This window comes from Streptomyces sp. NPDC003016 (genome assembly GCF_053591455.1).
Genome location: NZ_JBSFTV010000021.1, coordinates 119,311 through 139,902, shown reverse-complemented (window position 1 = coordinate 139,902; position 20,592 = coordinate 119,311). Strand labels below are relative to the sequence as shown.

The 20,592-nt window shown below is 69.3% G+C and carries 17 protein-coding genes and 2 pseudogenes; 2 read left to right on the top strand and 17 right to left on the bottom strand.

All coding sequences use genetic code 11. The annotated features are described in order from the left end of the window. The coding region (locus ACWDZ4_RS19980; protein WP_451509716.1) for an aldo/keto reductase at positions 1-974 on the bottom strand (974 nt) is incomplete at its 3' end. Between the two features lie 672 nt (positions 975-1,646). Between ACWDZ4_RS19980 and ACWDZ4_RS19975 the strand changes: the two genes are divergently transcribed. Further along, entirely contained in the window at positions 1,647-2,036 is a 390-nt protein-coding gene (locus ACWDZ4_RS19975; protein WP_451509715.1) for a VOC family protein, read from the top strand. A 645-nt stretch (positions 2,037-2,681) separates the two neighbouring features. Here the strand turns inward: ACWDZ4_RS19975 and ACWDZ4_RS19970 are convergent. Beyond that, entirely contained in the window at positions 2,682-2,993 is a 312-nt protein-coding gene (locus ACWDZ4_RS19970; protein WP_451509714.1) for a hypothetical protein, read from the bottom strand. A gap of 1,468 nt (positions 2,994-4,461) precedes the next feature. Here ACWDZ4_RS19970 and ACWDZ4_RS19965 point away from each other — a divergent pair. Continuing rightward, entirely contained in the window at positions 4,462-4,863 is a 402-nt protein-coding gene (locus tag ACWDZ4_RS19965) for an ATP-binding protein (protein ID WP_451509713.1), read from the top strand. A 111-nt stretch (positions 4,864-4,974) separates the two neighbouring features. Here the strand turns inward: ACWDZ4_RS19965 and ACWDZ4_RS19960 are convergent, their stop codons facing one another. The 15 genes and pseudogenes from ACWDZ4_RS19960 to ACWDZ4_RS19890 form a co-directional block, all read right to left on the bottom strand. Further along, the gene (locus ACWDZ4_RS19960; protein WP_451509712.1) at positions 4,975-5,685 is read right to left on the bottom strand and encodes a thioesterase II family protein; all 711 of its coding nucleotides are present in this window, start codon (positions 5,683-5,685) and stop codon (positions 4,975-4,977) included. A gap of 45 nt (positions 5,686-5,730) precedes the next feature. Further along, entirely contained in the window at positions 5,731-7,002 is a 1,272-nt protein-coding gene (locus ACWDZ4_RS19955) for an APC family permease (protein WP_451509711.1), read from the bottom strand. Then, entirely contained in the window at positions 6,999-7,724 is a 726-nt protein-coding gene (locus ACWDZ4_RS19950) for a thioesterase II family protein (protein ID WP_451509710.1), read from the bottom strand. The genes ACWDZ4_RS19955 and ACWDZ4_RS19950 overlap by 4 nt, the downstream gene beginning before the upstream one ends. After that, positions 7,721-8,953, bottom strand: a complete 1,233-nt coding sequence (locus ACWDZ4_RS19945) for a cytochrome P450 (protein WP_451509709.1) — start codon at positions 8,951-8,953, stop codon at positions 7,721-7,723. The genes ACWDZ4_RS19950 and ACWDZ4_RS19945 overlap by 4 nt, the downstream gene beginning before the upstream one ends. Then, complete coding sequence (locus tag ACWDZ4_RS19940; protein WP_451509708.1) at positions 8,940-9,173, bottom strand: acyl carrier protein; 234 nt, start codon at positions 9,171-9,173, stop codon at positions 8,940-8,942. The genes ACWDZ4_RS19945 and ACWDZ4_RS19940 overlap by 14 nt, the downstream gene beginning before the upstream one ends. Next, a complete protein-coding gene (locus ACWDZ4_RS19935) occupies positions 9,170-10,591 on the bottom strand; it encodes an AMP-binding protein (RefSeq protein ID WP_451509707.1) in 1,422 nt (473 codons plus the stop codon). Before ACWDZ4_RS19935 ends, ACWDZ4_RS19940 begins: the two co-directional genes overlap by 4 nt. Beyond that, a complete protein-coding gene (gene asnB / locus ACWDZ4_RS19930; RefSeq protein WP_451509706.1) occupies positions 10,588-12,363 on the bottom strand; it encodes an asparagine synthase (glutamine-hydrolyzing) in 1,776 nt (591 codons plus the stop codon). The genes ACWDZ4_RS19935 and asnB overlap by 4 nt, the downstream gene beginning before the upstream one ends. A gap of 4 nt (positions 12,364-12,367) precedes the next feature. Beyond that, positions 12,368-14,107: a non-ribosomal peptide synthetase gene (locus ACWDZ4_RS19925; protein ID WP_451509705.1), complete on the bottom strand. Its 1,740-nt coding sequence runs from the start codon at positions 14,105-14,107 to the stop codon at positions 12,368-12,370. Positions 14,108-14,176: 69 nt separating this feature from the next. Then, positions 14,177-14,941: an SDR family oxidoreductase gene (locus ACWDZ4_RS19920; protein ID WP_451509723.1), complete on the bottom strand. Its 765-nt coding sequence runs from the start codon at positions 14,939-14,941 to the stop codon at positions 14,177-14,179. 38 nt (positions 14,942-14,979) lie between these two features. Next, positions 14,980-15,822: a fumarylacetoacetate hydrolase family protein gene (locus tag ACWDZ4_RS19915; RefSeq protein WP_451509704.1), complete on the bottom strand. Its 843-nt coding sequence runs from the start codon at positions 15,820-15,822 to the stop codon at positions 14,980-14,982. A 57-nt stretch (positions 15,823-15,879) separates the two neighbouring features. Further along, positions 15,880-16,893, bottom strand: a complete 1,014-nt coding sequence (locus tag ACWDZ4_RS19910) for a hypothetical protein (RefSeq protein WP_451509703.1) — start codon at positions 16,891-16,893, stop codon at positions 15,880-15,882. Between the two features lie 459 nt (positions 16,894-17,352). Next, positions 17,353-17,655 (bottom strand): annotated as a pseudogene (locus tag ACWDZ4_RS19905) (thioesterase domain-containing protein); the annotation flags it as partial. Between the two features lie 283 nt (positions 17,656-17,938). Continuing rightward, a pseudogene (locus ACWDZ4_RS19900) lies at positions 17,939-18,154 on the bottom strand (phosphopantetheine-binding protein); the annotation flags it as partial. Between the two features lie 1,063 nt (positions 18,155-19,217). Further along, positions 19,218-19,613: a hypothetical protein gene (locus tag ACWDZ4_RS19895; RefSeq protein ID WP_451509702.1), complete on the bottom strand. Its 396-nt coding sequence runs from the start codon at positions 19,611-19,613 to the stop codon at positions 19,218-19,220. 160 nt (positions 19,614-19,773) lie between these two features. After that, positions 19,774-20,523, bottom strand: a complete 750-nt coding sequence (locus tag ACWDZ4_RS19890) for a transposase family protein (protein ID WP_451509701.1) — start codon at positions 20,521-20,523, stop codon at positions 19,774-19,776. Positions 20,524-20,592 lie beyond the last annotated feature (69 nt).

The following is a 20,592-nucleotide window of genomic DNA, read 5'->3' as shown; positions in this document are numbered from 1 at the left end:
CTGAGCCCCGACGGCGCGGACTTCGTGATCGACAAGTCACTGCTCATCCCGGAGGAGTTCGTGCCGGGAACCGGCCCGCCACCGCACAGCCGCCGGGCTTCCTCCACCTGGGCGACCTTGCTGACTCCCACGATGGGCAGCACGAGCGGGTTGTGGTCGAGCAGCCAGGCGAGCACGACCTGGTTCAGGGTCGCCCCGAGCTCGTCGGCCACCTCGCGCAGCGCCGCCAGCCGCTTCGGCGTGCCCGGGTGGTCGTACGCCGCCGGGATCTCCACGTCCTTGCGCGTGTAGCCGCCCGACAGCAGCGGGCTGTAGGCCCACAGCCGCAGGTCGGGCTCGGTCCGTACGTAGTCGAGCAGCTCGCTCGTGACATGGACGTGGGCCGACGAGGGCAGCGCCATGTCGGAGCGGGGCTGCACATACGAGTAGCGGTACTGCAGGTGGGTGTAGCGCGGCCGGTCACCGGCGAGCGCACGGGCCCGCTCGATGCGCCACACGGCGTGGTTGCTCACACCCAACTCGCCGGCCTTGCCGCCGTCCACGAGGTCGGCGAGGGCGTTCACGGTCTCGGCGAGCGGCACGGACCGGTCCTCGATGTGGGTCCAGTACACATCGATGCGGTCGGTGCCCAGGCGGCGCAGACTGTCGTCGACGGCCGCCCTGACCGCCTTCTCCGAGAGGCCCTCTGCGGTCTCCAAACCAGTGCCGGGGACGGTGGGCCGCCCTCCGGCCTTGGTGCTGATCACCACGTTGTCGCGAGTGCCCCGGTCCGCCAGCCACCGCCCGATCACGGTCTCGCTCTCGTCACCGGTGGCGCCGTCGACCCAGAACGCGTAGTTGTTCGCGGTGTCGAGGACGGTTCCGCCGAGTTCCGTGAAACGGTCGAGGATGCGGAACGACGTCTCCTCATCGACGCTCGTGCCGAAGCCCAACGTCCCGAGGGCTACTGTTCGCTGACATTCCGTCATGTGCATGGGTTCTTCCTGGTCGGCGTCTGGCCTTCACCTGTGTATACCCCCGGCACCACGCAAAGGTCTAGGCCAAACCGAATACAGGTCTGAACCATTACCGACGGCGGGGGCCGCAACGGCTGCTCGCGGCGTACCGCCGGGGTCCCGGCGAGGTCCGCGACGGCACGCCCGCAGGAACACGTCGCTCGGTTTCCGGGCCGGCCGGGCGCAGCCCCGACCGCCGACGAGACGGGCTTTCCCGAGAAGGTCACCACCTCGGCCGGAGTGCCGGCGCCGGCACTCCGGCGCCGCGGGCCGCGGGCCGCGGGCCGCACGGAGAACCGCCGGATCGGCACGTTCACCGCCCATGACCGATTTCCCCTTTCCCCTGATCCAGCCAACACCCGCTTCACCTTGCACCCCGGAGGAGCAATGCCGTCCGCCTCCGGGCCGGATGCGGCTCTCCGGCTGCGGGCCGGAGCGGCCGGCGGCCCAGACCATTCGCCGCTCACCGCTTCCTGGACGACAGCAACCAGCCTGACCAAGCCCTACTGGGATCCATGCATTCATGGGGTGACGCCGCGCCCCCACCGGGCCCTCGACGAACGCACACCGCGTGCGGCTCACCTCGCCGCCGAACACTGCGGTCAGCGTGCGGCCTTCGGCGGACCCGCTACTTGACCGGGAGGTCCTGACATGACCAGCAAGTTCACCGAGCTCGCGATCGACTGTGCCGATCCCCGCGGTCTCGCCCGGTTCTGGTGCTCGGTCCTTGACTACCAGGTGCAGGAGGAAGGTGACGGAATGGTCACCATTGGCTCCCCTGGGGTGCCTGAAGGCAGGAACCGCCTCGGCCCAGTGCCGCCGACGCTGACCTTCGCGTACGTGCCCGAGGGCAAGACCGTCAAGAACAGGGTCCACATCGACGTCAACGCAACCGACAGGGAGCAGGACGAAGAGGTCCGTCGCCTGCTCGACCTGGGTGCTCGGCACGCCGACGTCGGCCAGACGGGCGAGGAGAGCTGGGTCACGCTCGCCGACCCGGAGGGGAACGAGTTCTGCGTCCTTGCGGGCCGCCACCCCTGACCGGGGGCCGCACACCGCGCCAGACCCACTTTCGGTCGCCTGCCCACGCCCACGCGAAATCGGCTTCCACGGCGTGCTCATCGGGACCGACGCCCACCGGCCGGCCCTGCCCTCCTCTCCGACCTGCAGGTCACCGAGGTCCCGGTCGGACACGCCCCGTCCGTCACGGACTGAGCGATCAGCGTTCCTCCGTTCATGGGACCGGCTTACGTCGCGGTCGTCGTTCAGCCGCAGTGCAACGCGGACAGGGCGGTGGGCCGGAGGGGGACGGCCGAAGGGGAGCCGCCCGGGTGCGGCTGCGCGAACAGGGCCGTCTCCACAGGGGATCCGTACGATGCGCACCGGGCGATGCCCCCGTACGCGAACTCGTCAGGATCCTGCGCGGGGACGGCCGACGTCCGGTAGCGGCAAGCCGGTTCCGGTCCGGTGAGGCTGGTCCTCACCGGACCGGCCAGGAGCTGGTGGCTGGGCACTCCGGAACAGCAGGCGGGCTTTCCCAGGACCGCCCCGCCTGCCCGTCCGGGCGCTCGCACCGAGACGCCGAGCAGCCCGGCCGGCGGCCAACGGCGGACTGCCGGCCGGGCCGGGGAACCGCGCGTGCGGCACCTGCCGGCCGGATGCTGCTGTCAAGGGCCGGTGCGAAGGCTAGGTGTCGATGCCGGTCACCGCGGTCGGGCCCAGCGGAGCATCGTCCTCGGTGATACCGGCCTCGCGCAGGGCGGCGGCGGCCACCTGTTTGGCGTGCTGCTCCGCACTGTGGCTGTCGTCGGCTTCCACCTCCAGGCGGATGCTGAACGTGCCGTTGTCATTGACGGTGAGGATGTCCAGGTCCTCGCTCTGGCCCAGTGCCGTGTGCTGGGGGTCGGCCGGACGCAGCTGCCGCACGACAGCAGTCCGCTGGGCCCCGGTGACTTCGCGCAGGAACGTGCCCGGGATGGAGATGACGTAGGTGGTCACGCAGACTCCCTTTTCTCGTGTCAAGCCGCCCGGCGCTCCCGCAGAGCAGCCGGGCCTGTCGGGTGTCGAGCAGGAGCGAGAACTCCTCGAACGCGATGCGCTGCACATCTGCGCCGGCGGCCGTCCGGCGTTCTTCGGTACGGGCCCAGGCCGGCTCCGCCGCCCCCGGCGCAGGAAGCTCCTCCCGCTGAGCGCCACCGGGGCCCGGTCCGGTCAGCACGGACAGGACCTGACGCCACACCCCGTCCGGGCATCCCGCCGCACCACTTCGAGGACCACGACTCATTCCCACATCCTGCCCCACCACAGCGGATAAACCCGGCACTTCCGGTCACCCCTGCCGGACAGACCAACACCACCCGGCGGGTGGCGGATGACGGGTGTCGGCGTACACCTGGGTGTGCTCCGGGAGGTGTACCCGAGCGTGCCCGGTTCCCTCGCTGTTCGAGGGCGGTAGAGGCGAGGGTGCCGGCCTGACCGGGAGGCGGTACAGGAGGGGATGCGGGACACTCCGCCGGGTGATCGTGCTGCAGCCCGTCCTGGAAGTATGCGCTCCTGACCGTTTCGCCTTCTCGCCCGTCGCTGAAGGCGAGCCCTTCAGGTACCTGGCGCTCAGCGGTGAACTCACCTCTTCCGAGGTCCGGACAGCGGTCATGAGCATCGCCGGATGCAACACAGGAGGGGATGCGGGACACTCCGCCGGGTGATCGTGCTGCAGCCCGTCCTGGAAGTATGCGCTCCTGACCGTTTCGCCTTCTCGCCCGTCGCTGAAGGCGAGCCCTTCAGGTACCTGGCGCTCAGCGGTGAACTCACCTCTTCCGAGGTCCGGACAGCGGTCATGAGCATCGCCGGATGCAACGGCATCGCCCCCGATGCCGGCGCGGGGAATGACCGCCCGCCCCGGTCGGCTGACCCACTCGGACCATTCCTGCCCGGACTGCTGACCTTCGACAGCCTCTTCGCTGCCGGCGGCCTGAGAGTCACGGCCAGCTCCACAGGCGTCACGTTCCTTCCTGGCTGCCGCAGCGGGCTGGAGGACTGGCGTGATCGGCGCACCGTCCCTGGCGGAGGCGGACCGGCCTCCTTCGGTCATGGCCCTGACCCGGTTGCCGACGGGCGACGTTCTTCCCCGGTTCCCCGATGGTTCCCTTGGCCGGCTTGACCCTGTTCGTGAGGGTGAGTGCTCCGTCCCTGACCGTGCCGTATCCGCGGGCGGTGACGGTGGCCGTCCGGGGCTGCCGGTCCGGGGCCCGGCGCCTGGCTTTCGCGCGCAGTCCTGCGATCCGGCCGGGCTTGCCCTCCCAGGTCTGCTGGGTGAAGGGAGAATCTTGGGGCATGCGGTGGAAGTCCAGCACTGTTATGTGCCTGCGCGGGTGTGGTTGGCCAAGATGGGGTGACCCGCTTGGGTGACCTAGCGGCATGAGGGACGCGCGGCCGGGACTGTGGCCGCAGACGGGAACGGGTGCTGATGGACCACGACGTCATACGGGCGGGAGCTGCGTACCAGGGAGGCAGCCCCAGTGTTGCCGCCGCCCGGGACTTCCTCACATCCTTCCTCACCCGCGCCCGGGACAAAGGCGTCGCGGTGAGCGAGGATCTGGTGGAGCGGGCGCGGCTGGTGGTCTCGGAGCTGGTGACGAACGCGGTGAAGTACGCCCTTGGAACGGTGTCACTGCTGCTGGAGCTGCGGCCCGGGGTGCTGGCGATCACGGTGTCCGACACCTCGCCCGCCCTGCCGGCGCCCCGGGCCCCTGATGCGGGGCGGATCGGTCAGCACGGCCTGGAGATCGTCCAGGCCCTGTGTCACGACCTTCAGGTCACCGAAGTGGCGGGCGGCAAACACATCAAGGTGCACCTCAGTCCCCTGTGAGCCGGGGAGGCTGCTGCCGGTCAGGGGTGCAGGGGCAGGCACGTGCGTGGCGGAGCTGTGGCCACCGTGGAAGCCGAGTGCATGCCCGGCTCGCGCTGTTCGACGGCTGGTTCAGTGAGTGAGGCTGTCCCGGATCCCGCGGACCCAGGACGCGCACCCCGGTGAGCGGAGGAAGTCGGAGTGCCCACCGGGAAACGTCCGCTGCGAGAAGGCGTCCTCCGTCGAACGGCTCCACTCGGCGACCGCGGTGTCCGAGGTCAGCGGATCGGCGTCGCCGCGTACGGCCAGGACCGGGCAGCGGACGCGGGTGGCTTCGGTGGGGGTGAACTGGCCGAGCAGGCGCAGGTCGTGTGCCGTCGTCTCGGCCACGACGCTCCGCCAGTCCTCCGACGGGGCGTCGGCCAGCACTCCGGGGTCGATGCGGTCGAGGTACTCGGCCGCCGCCGAGGGCGAGTGGGCGGCCTGCTGCGGCACCCGCAGCAGGCCGGGCGCCGGGGCGCCGGCCACCACCAGCGCCGAGACGTCGATGCCGGCTTCCTGCAGGGCCGGCACGGTCGCGTAGGCCACGTAGGCTCCGTAGCTGTGCCCGAACAACACCGGGGGCGGACCCGGCCGTTCGGCGATCTGCTCGACGCACGACCGGACGACCGCGTCGAACGACGCGGCCGGAGTTCCGAAGTCCCGTCCGAAACGGCCCGGATAACAGACGAGCCAGGACGTGGGGCCCAGCGCCTCCGCCAGCGGCCGGAGCTCACCGCCGAAGGACCCGGCGCCGGGGAAGAACACGGTGGAGCGGTTGCCGTCGTTCATCACTGTCTCCATGACATGTGCGCCTTCCTGGCATTGCTCGTTCAGGTCTTCGCTCGTTCAGGTCTTCACGCGCTCGCGTCCGGTCTCCCGCGCTCGGCGGCCGAGCCATGCGATGCCCAGCAGCAGGACGGCGTACAGGGCCCAGCACAGCCACATGGGCGTTCCTGCCAGGAGGGTCACGCAGAGTACCGTGACGGCGCACAGCGCGCTGACGACACGCGCCCCGCCGCCCCGGGCCAGCCTCGCGAACGCGGCCGCGCCGACTCCGTACAGGACGAAGTAGATACCGCCGGAGAGAATGAACAGGACCTCGAACGAGATGAGATCGGTCCCCCCCAGGACCGCGATCACCGTCAGGACCGATCCGACGGCGAGCACGGACGTCACCGGGTTGCCGTCCCGCTCGCGCATCCGTGTCAGCCGGGCGGGCAGGTATCCGCTCCGCGCCAGGCCGAACACCAGGCGCGACAGCGCCAGGACCGAGGCGAAGACGTTCGCCGTGATGGCGGCGACGACCAGGAACAGCGTGACCGGACGGCCCAGGTCTCCGAGCGACCGCTCTGCGAGGATGAGCAGGGGGGCGGAGTCCAGCGCCTTGTCGCCCGGGTCGACGGCCACGAACAGGCTCAGCAGCAGCAGCGCGTACAGGGCCACCACGATCACGTAGGAGGCCGCGAAGATGCGCGGGATGGCGTCCGGGCGCTTGTGCTCCTCGAAGGTGAAGGCCACCGTCTCCCAGCCGGTGAACGCGACGAAGACGGCGGTGAGCACCACACCCAGCGTGCCGAACCCGGGGAGGTCGGCACTGGGCGGCTGCACGCCGTGCTTGCCCAGCGCGACCAACGCGGTACAGGTGACCAGGACGAACAGGCCCAGTATCAGGGCCACCTGGAGCTTGCCCGAGACGTTGGTGCCCGCGCACGCGACGGCGGTGGCACCGGCGAGGACGACGATCGGGAATACCCAGGCGAGGCCGGGCACCCCGGAGAACTCGGCGACGTAACGTCCGCCGGTGATGGCGGTTGCCGGGATGCCGGTGACCAGCGCGAGCGTCGCCATCAGTCCGGCGGCGCGCCCGGCCGTCGGAGTGAAGGCGACCTCCGAGTAGTGGGCGACCCCGGACGCCGAGGGGTGGCGCCGGCCGAGCCACGCGTAGCAGTACAGCAGCGGGATGACCGACACAGCCGCGATGGCCCACGGTATCCAGGCGGACGTGCCCAGTTGGTGGTAGCTGGTGCCGGGCAGGATCATCATGCCGCTGCCCAGGATCGTGGCCAGTGCCAGGAACGTGCCCACGACACTGCCCAGCGACTTCTGCAGAACGCTCACACCGCTCCCGCCTGCGCGCCGGCGAGGACCGAGTCGACGGCGCGTTCGAGGACCCCGGTCAGCGACTCGTCGATCGCGTGCCCGCCGTCCGTGATCGTCAGGTGGAATTCCCCCGACACACGGTGACGCCAGGCGGCACACCGCTCCAGGGGGATGAACATGTCTCCGCGGGTGGAGACCACGTGCAGGGCGTCGAGGGGGCCGGTGGTGCTGACCCACTCGGCGAGGCGGTCGGCGACGGCCGCGTCCTTCCGCAGGCCGTCCGCGATCTCCACCAGCATGTCCTCGTCGTCGAGCAGGTCCTGCGGAAATCCGTCATGCGCCAGGATCGCGGCGATCTCGGCATCCGATAACTGTGACATCGTCGGTATACGTCCTAAGGAGTCCGGGCACGGAGTGTTGATCATCAGCAGTGCGGTCGGCAGGGCGAGCCGCGCGGCGAGGCCGTCGTACACCCGGACCGCGGACAGCCCTCCCATGGAGTGTCCGATCAGTATGGCGCGGCCGGCGGACGCCTGGTGCGAGGCACGCCCCAGCTCCTCGGCGCAGTGCGCCTGCCACTGACCCGACGCCAGGGCGTCCGCGGTGGCCGGGTTCGGCAGGGCGAGGTAAGCCGCGCCGCGCCGGGCGGCGACCTTCTCCACTTGCTCCAGCGTGGTGCCGCCGGCGCCGGCCGCGGGGAAGGAGACGACCAGATCCCTGCCGCCGGCCGGTCCCCTCATGCGCCGGCGTCCTTGGCGTCGACCACCTCGACCTGCAACTCGGTCAGCCCGAGCATGAAGTTGGAGTGCAGCCGCTGAGGCCGGTCCACCACCACGAACGCCTTGTCCCAGGCAGCCAGTTCCTCCAAGAACGTCTGTATCTCGAGTGACGCCACCGGTGCGCCTATGCAGCGGTGCACGCCCGCGCCGAAGGCCAGCTGCTTGTTGTCGGGACGGTCGATCACGAACGCGTCGGGACGGTCGAAGACAGCGGAGTCCCGGTTCGCCGACATGTTCCACAGCGTGACGAAGCTGTTGGCCGGGATGACGTGGCCGCCGACGGGGAACTCCTCCACCGTGAGGCGCTGCACGTAGCTGTTGGTGGAGGTCCATCGCAGGAACTCCTGGGTGGCCACGTCGAAGGGCACGTCACCGGCCACCACCTTCTGCCACTGGGCACGCTCCTGGTGGATGGTCTCCACGGTCAGGCTCGCCGTGTGCGGAGTGGTCTCGTTGCCGCCGACCGCGACGTTCAGCCCGTTCAGCAACGCGACGTCGCGCGGCATCTGGTCGGCCGCGACGAGCTGGGCCAGGAAACCGATCATGTCGTCGGAGGACCCCGAGCTGATGCGCCGGCCGATCAGGTCGTCGATGAACTCGAGAACCTCCAGCTGCGCGTCGACGAGAGCGTCGAGGGGGGAGCTGCCGACGTAGGCCTCGTCGCGGTAGCCGATCATCGTCCGTGTCGCCTCCAGGAGGGCGTCGGCGTCCTGCGGGGCGATACCGAAGAGGACTTCGAGCACCCCCTTCGGCAGCTCCGGCGCGACGGCCTTGCTGAAGTCGACCCGGTCTCCCACCGACAGCCGGCCGAGAGCCCCGCGGATGTTCCGGCGCACCGTTCGGCCGGCCTTCCCCAGCATCTCCCGGCTGAACCCGCTGCTCTTGACCGGCTTGCGGAGGGCCGCGTGCTCCGGATGGTCGGCCACGATGAGCATGCGGCCGGAGGCGGAGTCCTTCTCCGGGCGGTAGGAGCCGTCGATCATCGTCCCGTAGGACGAGCTCAGCCGGTGGTGGTCGACATAGGCCGCGTACACATCGGCGTAGCGCGTCAGCGCGTAGAACTCGTAGCCGTCGGACCTGCGGTGGACCGACACCGGATGGTTCTCCCGGAGGTCGGCCAGGTAGGCCCACGGGTCGCCGTCGGCGAAGAACTCCGCCGAGTACAGAGGGCTGTCCTCAACCACCAGCATGCCGGGCTCCCATCAGGTCGGCGATACGCGCGGGCGTGCGTCCCTCGAAGAAGACGTGCCCCGGCACCTTGACGCCAGTCCGTTCCTTCAGCAGTGCCCGGCACCGCAGCACGGCCAACGAGTCGACACCGGCGTCGAAGATGTCGCTGTCTTGTGTCAGGTCGCGGTTCAAGACTTTCCGCAGGCACTCGATGACTGCGTCTGGTGAGATGTCCGTCATTTCTCTCCGACCTTGTCTGTCATGTGGTGTTGGTCCATCAGGGAGGAGAAGTCGATCTTCCCGCCGGTTTTCGTCGGGAACGTGTTCACCAGGTGGAGCCTGATCGCGGGCGAGAACGTCCTGACGACCGATTCGAACCGCGACCGGGCGGCCGGATCCGTCGAGGCTCCGGCGCCGGTGCGCACGAAGGCGACCGTGCTGTGCTCGTCCTGGGCCACCCGGCAGTCGAGGACGTCCGGCATGCCCGCCACCCGGTGTTCCAGAGCCGCTGCGTCGACGCGCACCCCGTTCACCTTGATCTCGCTGTCGAGCCGGCCGGCGAACACGAGGTTGCCGTCGCCGTCCACGTGCACCATGTCGCCGGTCCGGTAGGACGCGTATCCGTCCTGGACGGGGAACCGGTGGGCGAGGACGCCGTCGTCGATGTAGCCGGCGCAGACGAGGGGGCCGGTGACCACGAGGTGGCGCGCGTCGTCGGAGCGGCCCTCCGTCTCGTCCAGGGTCTGCCGGCATCCGTCCAGCGGCGTGCCGATCGGTATCGCCGCGGCGGTGAACTCCTCGGGCAAGTCGTACCGGTGGGTGGCGAACGTCGCCTCGGCCGGGCCGTACAGGTTGACGAAGCGGTTGACCAGACCGGCGTCCCGGGCCTGCCTGAAGGTGGCCGCCCGGAACTGCTCGCCGCCGCTGAACACCCACGGGATGCCGGCGACGCACTCGGGTACGGCATCGACGAGGGTGGCGACGACGACGGCCGGCAGGAGCACTCGGTCGATGCCGTACCGCTTGGTGAGTTCCGGCCACGCGAACACGTCCTCGTTCACGTGCGGCAGGCAGACGACCTTCCCGCCCGTCGCCACCGTCCGCCAGGTGTCGAACCACCAGCCGTCGTAGGCCGGTGTGGCGAAGCTGCCCGCGGTCGGTGCTCCGTTCACCGGTACGTCCAGGCCGCGGCAGGCGAACAGTGCCAGCAGGTTGCCGCGGGTGACCGCCACAGCCTTGCGGCTGCCGGTGCTGCCGGAGGTGAAGCTGACCGCGACGACCTCGTCGGGAATGCGGTCGTCCGGCAGTTCTCCGGAGGACCACTGCTCCCGCTCGACCGCCGGGGGTGAGCCGGCGCGGACCGTCACGGTGAGGTCGGGCCGGACGCGGCCGAGTTCGCCGGGTCCGAGGTCACCGTCGTCGGTCACGGCGAGGCACCCTGCCCGCCAAACGCCCAACTGCGCGGCGAAGCTGCCCAGTTTCGTACCGGACCGGATCCTCACCACCCGGGCAGTTCCGTGCTCCGAGACCGCCTGCTCGACCGCGGCGGCCAGTTCTCCGACCTGCGCCCGGCTGTACTCGGAGTCGTTCTCCACCCACACGGTGTCCTGTGAGCGCCATCGCTCCGCGCGGATCAGGTCGTTCCAGGCGTCCGTCATGGTTGCAGCCCCAACTCGTCGATCACCGTACTGATACTGATCACACTCAGGCGAACGTCCCACTTGTCCGGTGTGGGATCGGCGGCCAGCGCGTCGAGGGAGTCCGGCAGGAAGACGCCGCTGGCCTCGACGAGGCCCTTCCAGTCCGACAGCCTCCGCTCGTCCGCCATCGCGTCCAGGCCGTACGCCGTGAATCCCTGCTTCGCGCGCCGCAGCACCGACTGCGGGACGATGTCCGCGTAGGCCGCCTTCAAAGACGCCTTGCCCTCGAAGTCCGCGACCTTCTCGTCGTCCCCGGTGCGCAGCGCCAGTGACACCACGTCGTTGCCGAGGAACGGGTAGCGGCCCTCCACGGAGTTGGCCATGAGCATTGCGTCGCCGTGGTCCCCGAGGAGGTGACCGCCCAGTTGCACGTACACGTCGGCGATCGACCTCAGCTGCATCGGAGTGAGCCCGGCGGCTTCCTGATCGGTGAAGGGGATCAGCCTCTCCCGCCAGAACTCGTTGCCGGACAGGGCGTCCAGGGCCGTGGGCGTCAGGCACAGGCGTCGACGGCGGGCCAGCCTGTCCCAGTCGACCTCCCAGTCGAAGTCGGCTCTGCCCCAGGCCTGTTCGTTCTCACTGCGGCTCTCACGCGGCTTCCTGCGCGCGGCGTCGAAGACGTAGGAGTCGTAGCCGAAGAAGAGCTCGTCGGCGCCCTCGCCGGAGATCACGCCCTTGAGCCCGGCTTGGCGCACCTCGTCCGAGAGCATGAGCGCCGCGACGTTGTACGTCTCGCGCTGCGGGTAGCAGCAGTGGCGCACCATGGCGTCGAATCCGGTGGCGATGTCGGTGGGGCTGCAGAGGATCTGCCGGTGTTCGCTGCCCACCGCCTCCGACACCTCGTGCTGGAAACGCCCCTCGTCCAGGGCGGCGTCCTCGAAGAGCACCGAGAAGGTCTTCGGAGGCTTTTCCAGGACACGGGTCGCCTCCATCACGAGGGTGGAGGAGTCGAACCCGCCACTGAGGTAGGCACCGATCTCGACGTCGGCGCACAGGCGGTCGCGGACCGCGCCCCGCAGCGTGTCGCGTATGTGCTCGGCCGTCCCGGGCCGGTCCACCTCCTCGTACTGCCCGTAGCGCCAGTAGCGCACGGTCCGGGGGGCACTGTCGCCGAACCGGACCACGCACCCCGGTGGGACGGCGTGGACATCGCGTACCAGGGTCCGTGGCGCGACGACGTTGCCGAGCGACAGGTACTGGTCGACCGCCCCGAGGTCCAGCCGCCAGGAGTTCGGAACGGACGTCACCAGTGGTTTGAGCTCGGAGGAGAAGTGCACGTGCGTGCCGATGGTCGTGTAGAACATCGGGCAGATCCCCCACCGGTCGCGTCCCAGGTGCAGGGTGTCCCTGGTCCGGTCATAGATCGCGGTCGCGAACTGCCCGTCGACGAGTTCGAGGCCGGCGGGCCCGTACCGTGCGAACAGCTCCGGGACGACCGCCACGTCGAGCCGGTTCGCGGGCCCGTGCTGCCCGAGACGCGCGCGCAGCTCCGCCCAGTTGTATATTTCCCCGTTGGTCATGGCCACGAAGCGGCCGCTGGAGTCCTCGGCCGGCTGCCACCCGTCCCGCAGCGCGGTCATGCCGAGACGGCCGAGCTTCATCGACAGCGTGGGTGTGCTCAGCGAATAACTCTCGTCAGGTCCCCGGTGGGTGAGCCGGGAGTGCATGGTCGCGGCGACGGCCCGGTCCAGGGTCCCGTCCGGCGCGAAGGTTCCGCACAGACCGCACATCGCGCTACACGCTCCGTTCCTGCAGCTGGCCGACGAGGACCCGCAGGTTCTCTGCCCGCAGCACGTCCCGTATGCCGGCGTCCACCCAGCCGAGCCCCCGCATCTCGTTGACGAGGACGACCGCCGACGCGGAGTCGCCTCCCACCTCGAAGAAGTTGTCTTCCCACTGCACGTCGTCGACCCCGGTCAGGGTGCGTACGAGGTGCAGCAACCGCAGGTCCGGCGAGGAGGGCGGGGCGTCCTCGGCGGCGAGCCTGCGGCGGCCGGCCCGCAGAGCCTCGCGGTCGACCTTTCCGTTGGGGGTGTAGGGGAACGACTCGACGTGGTCGAGCACCGAGGGGATCTTGTAGGGGTCCAGGAGGCCTTCCAGGTGCCGGCGTACGGTCCGGGGGTCGGGCTCGCCCTGGTAGTAGCAGACCAGTACGTCCAAGTCGCCGGCGTCCGCGCCGTCGTGGGCCTCGGCCATCACCACCGCGTCCCGGACGGTGTCGAGCCGGCACACCGCGTTCTCGATCTCGCCGGGGTCCAGCCGGTAACCGCGGACCTTGACCTGCCGGTCCAGTCGTTCGACGAAGTGCAGCCGGCCGTCGCGGTGTTCGACGATGTCACCAGTGTGGTAGACGCCGACGTCGTCAGTCTGCCGGAAGGACTGTACGCCGTGCTCGGTGAGGTAACCGAGCGCCACGCTGTCGCCGGTGATGACCAGCTCACCGCGCTCGACCCCGCCGTCGGTGGCCGCGGTCTCGCCCGCCACCGCGTCCACGGGGCGGATGTGGTAGGCGCAGTCACCCACCAGGGTGCCCAGTGGCACCGACTTCCGGCACTCGTCCGGGTCGAGCGGGTCGCTGAGGAGGTTGCAGACGGTGGTCTCGGTGAGCCCGTAGGCGTTGTGGAAGCTCGCCGCAGCCGACCATTTCCGGATCACCGAGAGCCGGCACGGACCACCTCCGTTGACCACGTGCTCCAAGCTCATCGCGGCGGTGGGCTCGGTTGCCGTCAGAGCGAACGGCGTCGTCTTGAGGTGTGTGATCCGGAACCGCTCCAGGGTGTCCCGCAGGATCACTCCCGGTGCCAGGTGGGTCTCGTCGAGAACGACCAGGCATGCACCCGCGGTCAGCGTCCAGAGGATTTCGGTGAGGCATCCGTCGAAGGTCAGGCGGGCGAACTGGAGCGTCCTGGAATCCGGGCCGACCGAGAGCCGGTCCACGTGGTCGCGGATGACCGGGGCGAGCGGGGCCGCGCGCACCAGGACGCACTTGGGCTTCCCGGTGGAGCCCGAGGTGGTGATCGCGTAACCGAGGTCTCCGTCGGTGGACGGCAGTCCGCGCGGCGGCCGCCACGTGTCGCCGGGCGCGCGGTCGGCGGGCAGCCACTGCGGCCGCACCTCGGTGAGATCCACGTGCCCGTCGGGCGAGGACGTGGTGGCCAGCAGACGGAGACCGAGCAGCCGGACCTTGTCGGTGTTCGACGACCCGCTGTCCCGCTCGTCGATGACGACGAACGGGCGCCGCGCCTTCAGCGCCCCGACCATGGCGACGACCGCGCCGATGTCACGGCAGCTCTCGATGCCGACGAACTCACCGGGTTCCGTACGCGCGGCCAGTCGGCGTGCGAAGTCATCGGTGAGCTCACCGAACTCCCGGTAGCTGACGGCCCGGTCCGCGGTCCGTAACGCGTCGCCGTCCGGGAACTCCCGTACCGCGCGGTCGATGCCGTCGACGACGGACATGTGACGGGTGTGCACCTTGCCCTCCTCATCTGTGACGTGCCGTTGCCGTGCCATGGGGTGAGCGGGGCTGCCGCACCCTGTCGTTCAGATCGATGTGTCGTATCCGCCGTCGGAGCGGATGCCGGTGCCGGTGATGTAGGCCGCCCGGTCGCTCGCGAGGAACGCCACCAGTTCGCCGATGTCGTCGGGCGTTCCATAGCGGCCCAGCGGTATCGACTCCAACGCCGCCTCCCTCACCGCATCGACGTCCGTGCCGAGCCTCCCGGCGGTGGCCGCGTCGACCGCCCGCAGCCGGTCGGTGTCGACCTTGCCGGGGATCACGTGGTTGACCGTGATGCCGAACCGGCCCGTGCTGTCCGCGAGGAGTTTCAGGTAGGACTGCAGCGCCGACCGCACGACGGACGACGCGGCCAGACCGCCGATGGGCGTCGACAGCGAGCTGGAGGTGACGGCGACGAGACGCCCCCAGCCCTTCCGCTTCATCGACGGCAGTCCCGCTTCGACGGCGCTGTGGAGCGACAGCAACATCAGGTCGACCGCCTGCCGGAGCCGCGTCGCGGACAGCTCGTCGACCGTGCCGGGGGCGGCTCCGGGGGAATTGAGGAGGATGATGTCGTAGGGCCCGGTGGCGGCGACCTTCTCGCCGACGCCGGCCGGGTCGCGGAAGTCGCAGGCGAACGACGCGTTTCCGCCCCCCGGCAGGCTTGCGGCCACTTCGGCGGCCCGGCTCTCGTCGGTGCCGGAGATGGTCACCGAGCTGCCGTGGCGCGCCAGGCACCGCGCGACGCCGAGGCCGATCCCCCGGGTGCCGCACAGCACCAGCGCACGTTTGCCCTCCAGGTCGTACATGATCACCCTCAGACTCGTGGTGGTGTTCCGCGACAGTGCTATCGGACCGGATGAGTGAGCGTGCCCACGCCCTCCACGACCGCCTGGACCGTGTCGCCCGGGTTGATCACCGCGGCGCCCGGTGTACCGGTGCAGATCACCGTTCCGGGTGCGAGCGTGCGCCCCGCGGTGAAGTACTCGACGAGATAGCCCAGGTCGTACCGCATGTCGGCCGGTGTGGCCGCCGCGATCGTCTCGTTGTTGAGGACCGTGGCGATCCGGACGGAGCCGAGGTCGTCGCCGAGTTCGTCCACGGTCACCAGGATCGGACCGATGCTGCAGAACGTGTCGAATCCCTTGGCCCACGGTATGTAGCGGGGATTCTCCCGGATCGCGTCCTCAGCGGTCATGTCGAGGACGCCGGTGACGCCGGCCACGACGGACCGCCAGTCCTCACGCGAGACGTTCTTGCATGCCGTGCCGATGACCAGGCCCAGTTCGGCTTCCGCGGTCACCCGCTTGGACTGGGTGGGCAGTTCGATGTGGCCGCCGTTGCCGACCAGGCAGCTGGCCGGCCGCAGGTAGGAACCGGGACCCGAGGCCGGCTGCTGGGCGTCCAGGTCGTCGGAGTGGCGCCGGTAGTTGAGGCCGGCGCCCCAGATGTTCGTACCGTGGTCGGCGACGGTGGCGGCCGACCTGAGGTCCAGGCCCACGGGATCGACGCCGTCCCCGTGGCGTTCGACGGCCTCGCCCAGCTCACGCAGTTCCCGCGCGCCGGCGATGTCACCGATCCGCGTGACGTCCTCGAAGCCGCGAAGGCTCCTCAGCGGCAGCCACCTGTCGCGGTGGCTCACGACGATCTCGTCCCCACCCGCGGCTGAGGCGGTCCTGGCCAGTCTCATTGTGCTTCTCCTGTTCGACGGTCGGTCGGAGAGGGACACGGCCCCCCGGGGCGCGGCCTAGGCGCTGATACGGCTCGCCGCGGTACGGAAGTCGGCCTTGCCCGGGCTGTGGTCGGCGATCTGGACCGCCGTCTCCATCAGTCGCGCCGGGTCGGCCTGGTACTCCGCGGCCAGCTCTTCCACCAGCGGGAAGAAACCGGAGTGGATACCGATCACCGCGCCAAGAACCTGCATGGTGCGGTCCTCGTGGATGGCGTCCATGTTGATCCGGGAGTACTCGGCGAGCTTCGCCAGCTCCTGGTAGTCGAACAGGTCGTCCCTCTCCAGCTTGATGACGCCGGCCAGTGATTCGATCGCGGCGTTGCCCGAGCCCCGGCCGATGCCATTGAGCGTCGCGTCCACGACGGTGGCGCCGGCCTGGAAGGCGGTGACGCTGTTGACGTTGGCCATCCCGAGGTTGTCGTGACCGTGGAAGCCGACGACCGGGTAGTGCTGCCTGACCGCGCTCACGTAGCTGTGCACGTCCTCCGGGAGCATGGCGCCGTAGGAGTCCACGACGTAGACGCCCTCGACCGCCGGGGAGATTCCCTCGAGGAAATCGACCAGCTGGTCGACGGGGGTGGCGCTCGACTTCATGAGGTTCAGGTACACCTGGCCGCATACCTCGGTGGCCCGTCGCAGGTAGTCGAGGTTGTCGGGGACCTTGTCCGGCTCCATTCCGACGCGGACGAACGACATCCCCTTCTTGCACAGTTCCTCGACGGTCTCCAACCGGGTGAACTCCGGCTGGGCGAACATGCCCCACGGCTTGGCCGTCAGCGTGGAGGCGGCGATCTCGCTCCAGCGGCGGTGGTCGATGTTGCAAGCCTTGATCCCGGTCTGCTCCGCCTCGAGTCCGAGTCCGTGACCGACCTCCACCCTGGTGATCGGGGTCTCGTTCAACCGGACGAGGAGGTTGGTCACGAAGGTTTCGTCCAGCTGGAAGTCGACGGCGTAGGAGCCGTCGCGCAATGTGCAGTCAAGCAGTTCGATCTTCGACGTTCCCATGAAGTTTCCGCCCGCTAAGGACATGCCGCCACTCCTCAATCGAGAAATTTGTCGGGTGTACGGAAGCTGCTTTTCACGCAGGCCTCGATATCTGCAGTGCGGTATCGATGAAGATACGTCACGACACACGTCCGGAGGGAACGAAGGAGGACTTTCGCAGCTCTTCTTCCATCCGCAGGGCCGGCTTATTGGCGCCGATCCACAAAAGTGCCTCAGATGCAGATTTGGCAGCGCAAAGGAATGTGCCGGAGGCTTCTTCGGCTTCGCCCCGTCGAATAATTCTTCCGCGGGGTCATGCGGTATACGTTAGGAGTGCTGTCCGAGATTTAGCAAGAGGTGCACGCGGCAAATCTCATCAATTTCGCTCCGCCCGACCCGGCCATTTCGTCGCGCTGATTCTTCGTTTGAACTGCTCCCCGCGAAGAAGGGTGGCACCGGCTACTTCCACCGCACTCACCGCACTCAAAGGAGTGGGCACGGATGTCATCGCGACGGGGAAATCGCGTTGGGCGCGCTCTGGCCGGCCGCACCGACCAGGAGACCGCCCAGGCCGGCGATCGGCTCTGTGCCCATGGTGGCCGGGAGGTCGTGCGAGAAGGGGCGGATGATCTCGTTCTCCGGGGGCGGCGGCATCACGCAGGGCACGCTGGTGTCCAGCATGACGACCTGTCCGACATGCGCCCCGGCCGCGGCGAGCCGCCGTGCCGCGCCGAAGGCGACGAGTCCGCCGAGTGACCGGCCGAGCAGCTGAAACCCTCCGTTCGAGTACACCTCTCGCAGGGTCGCGGCGTACTCCGCCGGACAGTCCGGTCATGGAGCCGACCGGTCTGCGGTCGCCGTCGAAGCCCGGAGCTCGGATTCCGCAGAGCGGCCGGCCGCCGCCGAGGAGCCGGGACGGCTCGGGAGAGGAGTAGGCGGATGCCGAACCGGCATGGGCGCGGAAAGGCGGCGTCGTGATGGTGTCGGGGCCGAGCGGGAGGATCCGTTCTGCGTCAACCCTGGGTATGGGGAGCTCTTTCATCGTCATGCCGTTCCTTCGACCTGCCTTCTCGTTCACCACGGCCGCGACCGCCCGCACGGTGACGTTGCCGTACAGCGCCCGGACGCCGAGCTTGTTACCGAACCTCTTACTGGCCCGGCTCACCGCGCGCATGGCTCGGGGTGAGTGGCCGCCGACGCCGGAGAAGCCGCCCTCGGCGCCCAGCGTGGGCAAGGACAGCACCTCGCCGAAGAGGTCGGTGACGAACCGCTCGGTCGGCGTGCGGGGGCAGACCTGCCCGAGTATTCATGTGCATGTCATCTCGATATCCGGCGCGTCCGGCGCCGGGGGATCAGAGCACGCACCACTGACCCCTCGCTAGAGGCGAACGACGCACGGTCCTCCCCCGTCGGCCGAAGCCCGGCCAGCGGAAGTTCATGCGGCTCTGTGGGGAGTCGCCACGAGGCAGACTTCGCAACGGCCCGTCCGGGAACGTTCGGGGCCGGTCGGCCGTCGGTAGCGGAACGGGACCGGCCCGGAGCCCCGGGGCGCCGCCGATCAGGCCGGCGCACAGCCCGCCCCGCTGAGGACTGGCGACGAAGACGGCCACCGCAGTCAGGGGAGGCGCCGGGTTCGTGACCTGCACGCCGAAGAGCGACAGTACCTCGCCCGACCAGAATCCGAGCAAGTCGGCATTGTGTCACAAGTGTCTTTGACGCATCATCTGTGGATGGTCCACGCAGGAGCGTTTTTCCTATATCATCAGGCATTTCAGCTCACCGATCCGCCGACGCACCGGGAAGACAGTGAGGGGATTCACAAGAGTTGGCCGGGCAATCCTCACCGCGTGCCGCCACACGAAAAGGAAAGGAAGGCAAACTCTCCGAAGAAAGCTGAGCGTAACCCGACGATCCGTCTGGGCAGAAACGCGTTCTGCGCCTTGCTTCAGAGCTCATTCGGATGATCAGGTCGACTCTGCCGGAAGATGCCTTCTGCCGTAACGCGTCCTCGGAATTTCCCATTCTCGACTCCCAGGCTCACACGTATGTGGGGTGGCTGCCGGACCACGAAGAGGGACCGACCCGTGCGCAGATACGGGTTCCCGATTGGGCTCCACTGAACTCACCACACGTGCCTTTGGCTGAATTGCGCGGGTGCGGTCGCGGATCTGTCGTCGCCCCCGGCCGGTGAAACCGGCGGGGCTGCGGCGGACCGTCGGGTGTTACCGCTGGTGTGAGGGGGGCGCGGTCCGGCAGCATCGGCATCGGTTCCGCATATGCGCCGGGCACGGCGATCCGTTTCGGGCGGTCAGTTTCAGCCTGCCGGACGCAGCACAGCCACTCCTCGGCGCTCACCCCCACCCCGAACGTCACAAGTACTCGCGGCAGGGGCCGTCGCTACAGACCTTGTCGGCCGTGACGCTGTCGGGCTTCCCGCGGGGCCTGCCCGACCCGAGCTTCGGAACACGGATCTTCTCCACTGGTTCCTCGTCGAAGAGAAGAACCAGGCGTGGGCAGTCCGGGTCAGCAGCTGTGGCGGTGCGCGAGCCGTACAGGGACTTGCCGTCCAGGCCCAGGGCCCCCAGCTCGTCAACGGGTTCGAGCTGATCGGCGAGCCACTTGCCGACAGCCTCGTCCAGGAGATCGGCGTCGATCCGGACCGGCAGACGACCCGGTGCGCGGGCCCGCGAGACGGCCGTTCCCGGGCCGGGGCGGACCCTCAGCTCCGGCGAAGGCCCCGGCCACGAAGCGCGCGCGGCGGACACCAGAGTCACGGAGCCGTCGAGGGCCGCGAGAGTACCCAGGGTCAGCAGTGCGGCGATCCGGTGGCGGTGCCCTTGACGTCGGGGTAAATCGGACAGGACAGGACTTCGACTGTGAAAACCGGCATAACGGACGCGGCCTCTGGACGGTCAATGAGGTCTTTCAGCGCTGCCGCTCCAGAGTGAGGACCGCTGCTGCGCTTGACGTCATTCGATTCGGGCTGCACCGCGCCCTGCGGAAGATCCGCCAGGACTTCAGACGGGTGACTCCACTCCCGACCGGGGCCCGCGCCCTCGACAGCGTCCGGTTGACGGTCTGTTGAGTGAGCGACAGCTCGCCTCCCGCAGGCCGTCTGGCCGGGGTGGTCACCCACACGCCGGCACCGATGTAAACGCGATCGGCCAGGATCGGCACCCCCCGGCACTCGCAGATCCTGACGATCCGATGGGCGCGGGCCGCGGTCAGGTCATGGCAGCGCCCCGGCAGAGCCGGCGACAGCCACAGCACCTCGCCGTGAGGGTCCGTGACCACCTGCACGTTCACCCCATGCCGACGGTGCTTGGCCGAGTAGCCGACGCGGCCCTCGCCGAGGCGGTCGCACTCGGCCAGGGTGCCGTCGAGCAGGACGGCCTCGGGGTCCTCCTCGCGCAGAGCGCGCGGCAGACCGGGCGCGCGGGCGGCCAGGAGATTGATGACGGCGGTGGTGTGGGCGTGCGCGGTGCCGACCGAGATGCCGAACCCGGCGGCGATCTCCGCGAGGGGCTCGTGCTTGCGCAGGTACACCAGAGCGGCCCGGGCACGCTGGTGCGGCGGGGGCTTGCAACGGCGGTCACCCTCGCGGGTGGCGATGAGCATCGTGACCCACTCGATGAGCCCGTGGGGCAGGTCGAGTGCGGCAGGATGAGGGACCAACAGGGCTCCTGCGCCGATGGGTTGAGACTTCGAACACCTCCCTCAACGGCACGGGAGCCTTGTGCGTTG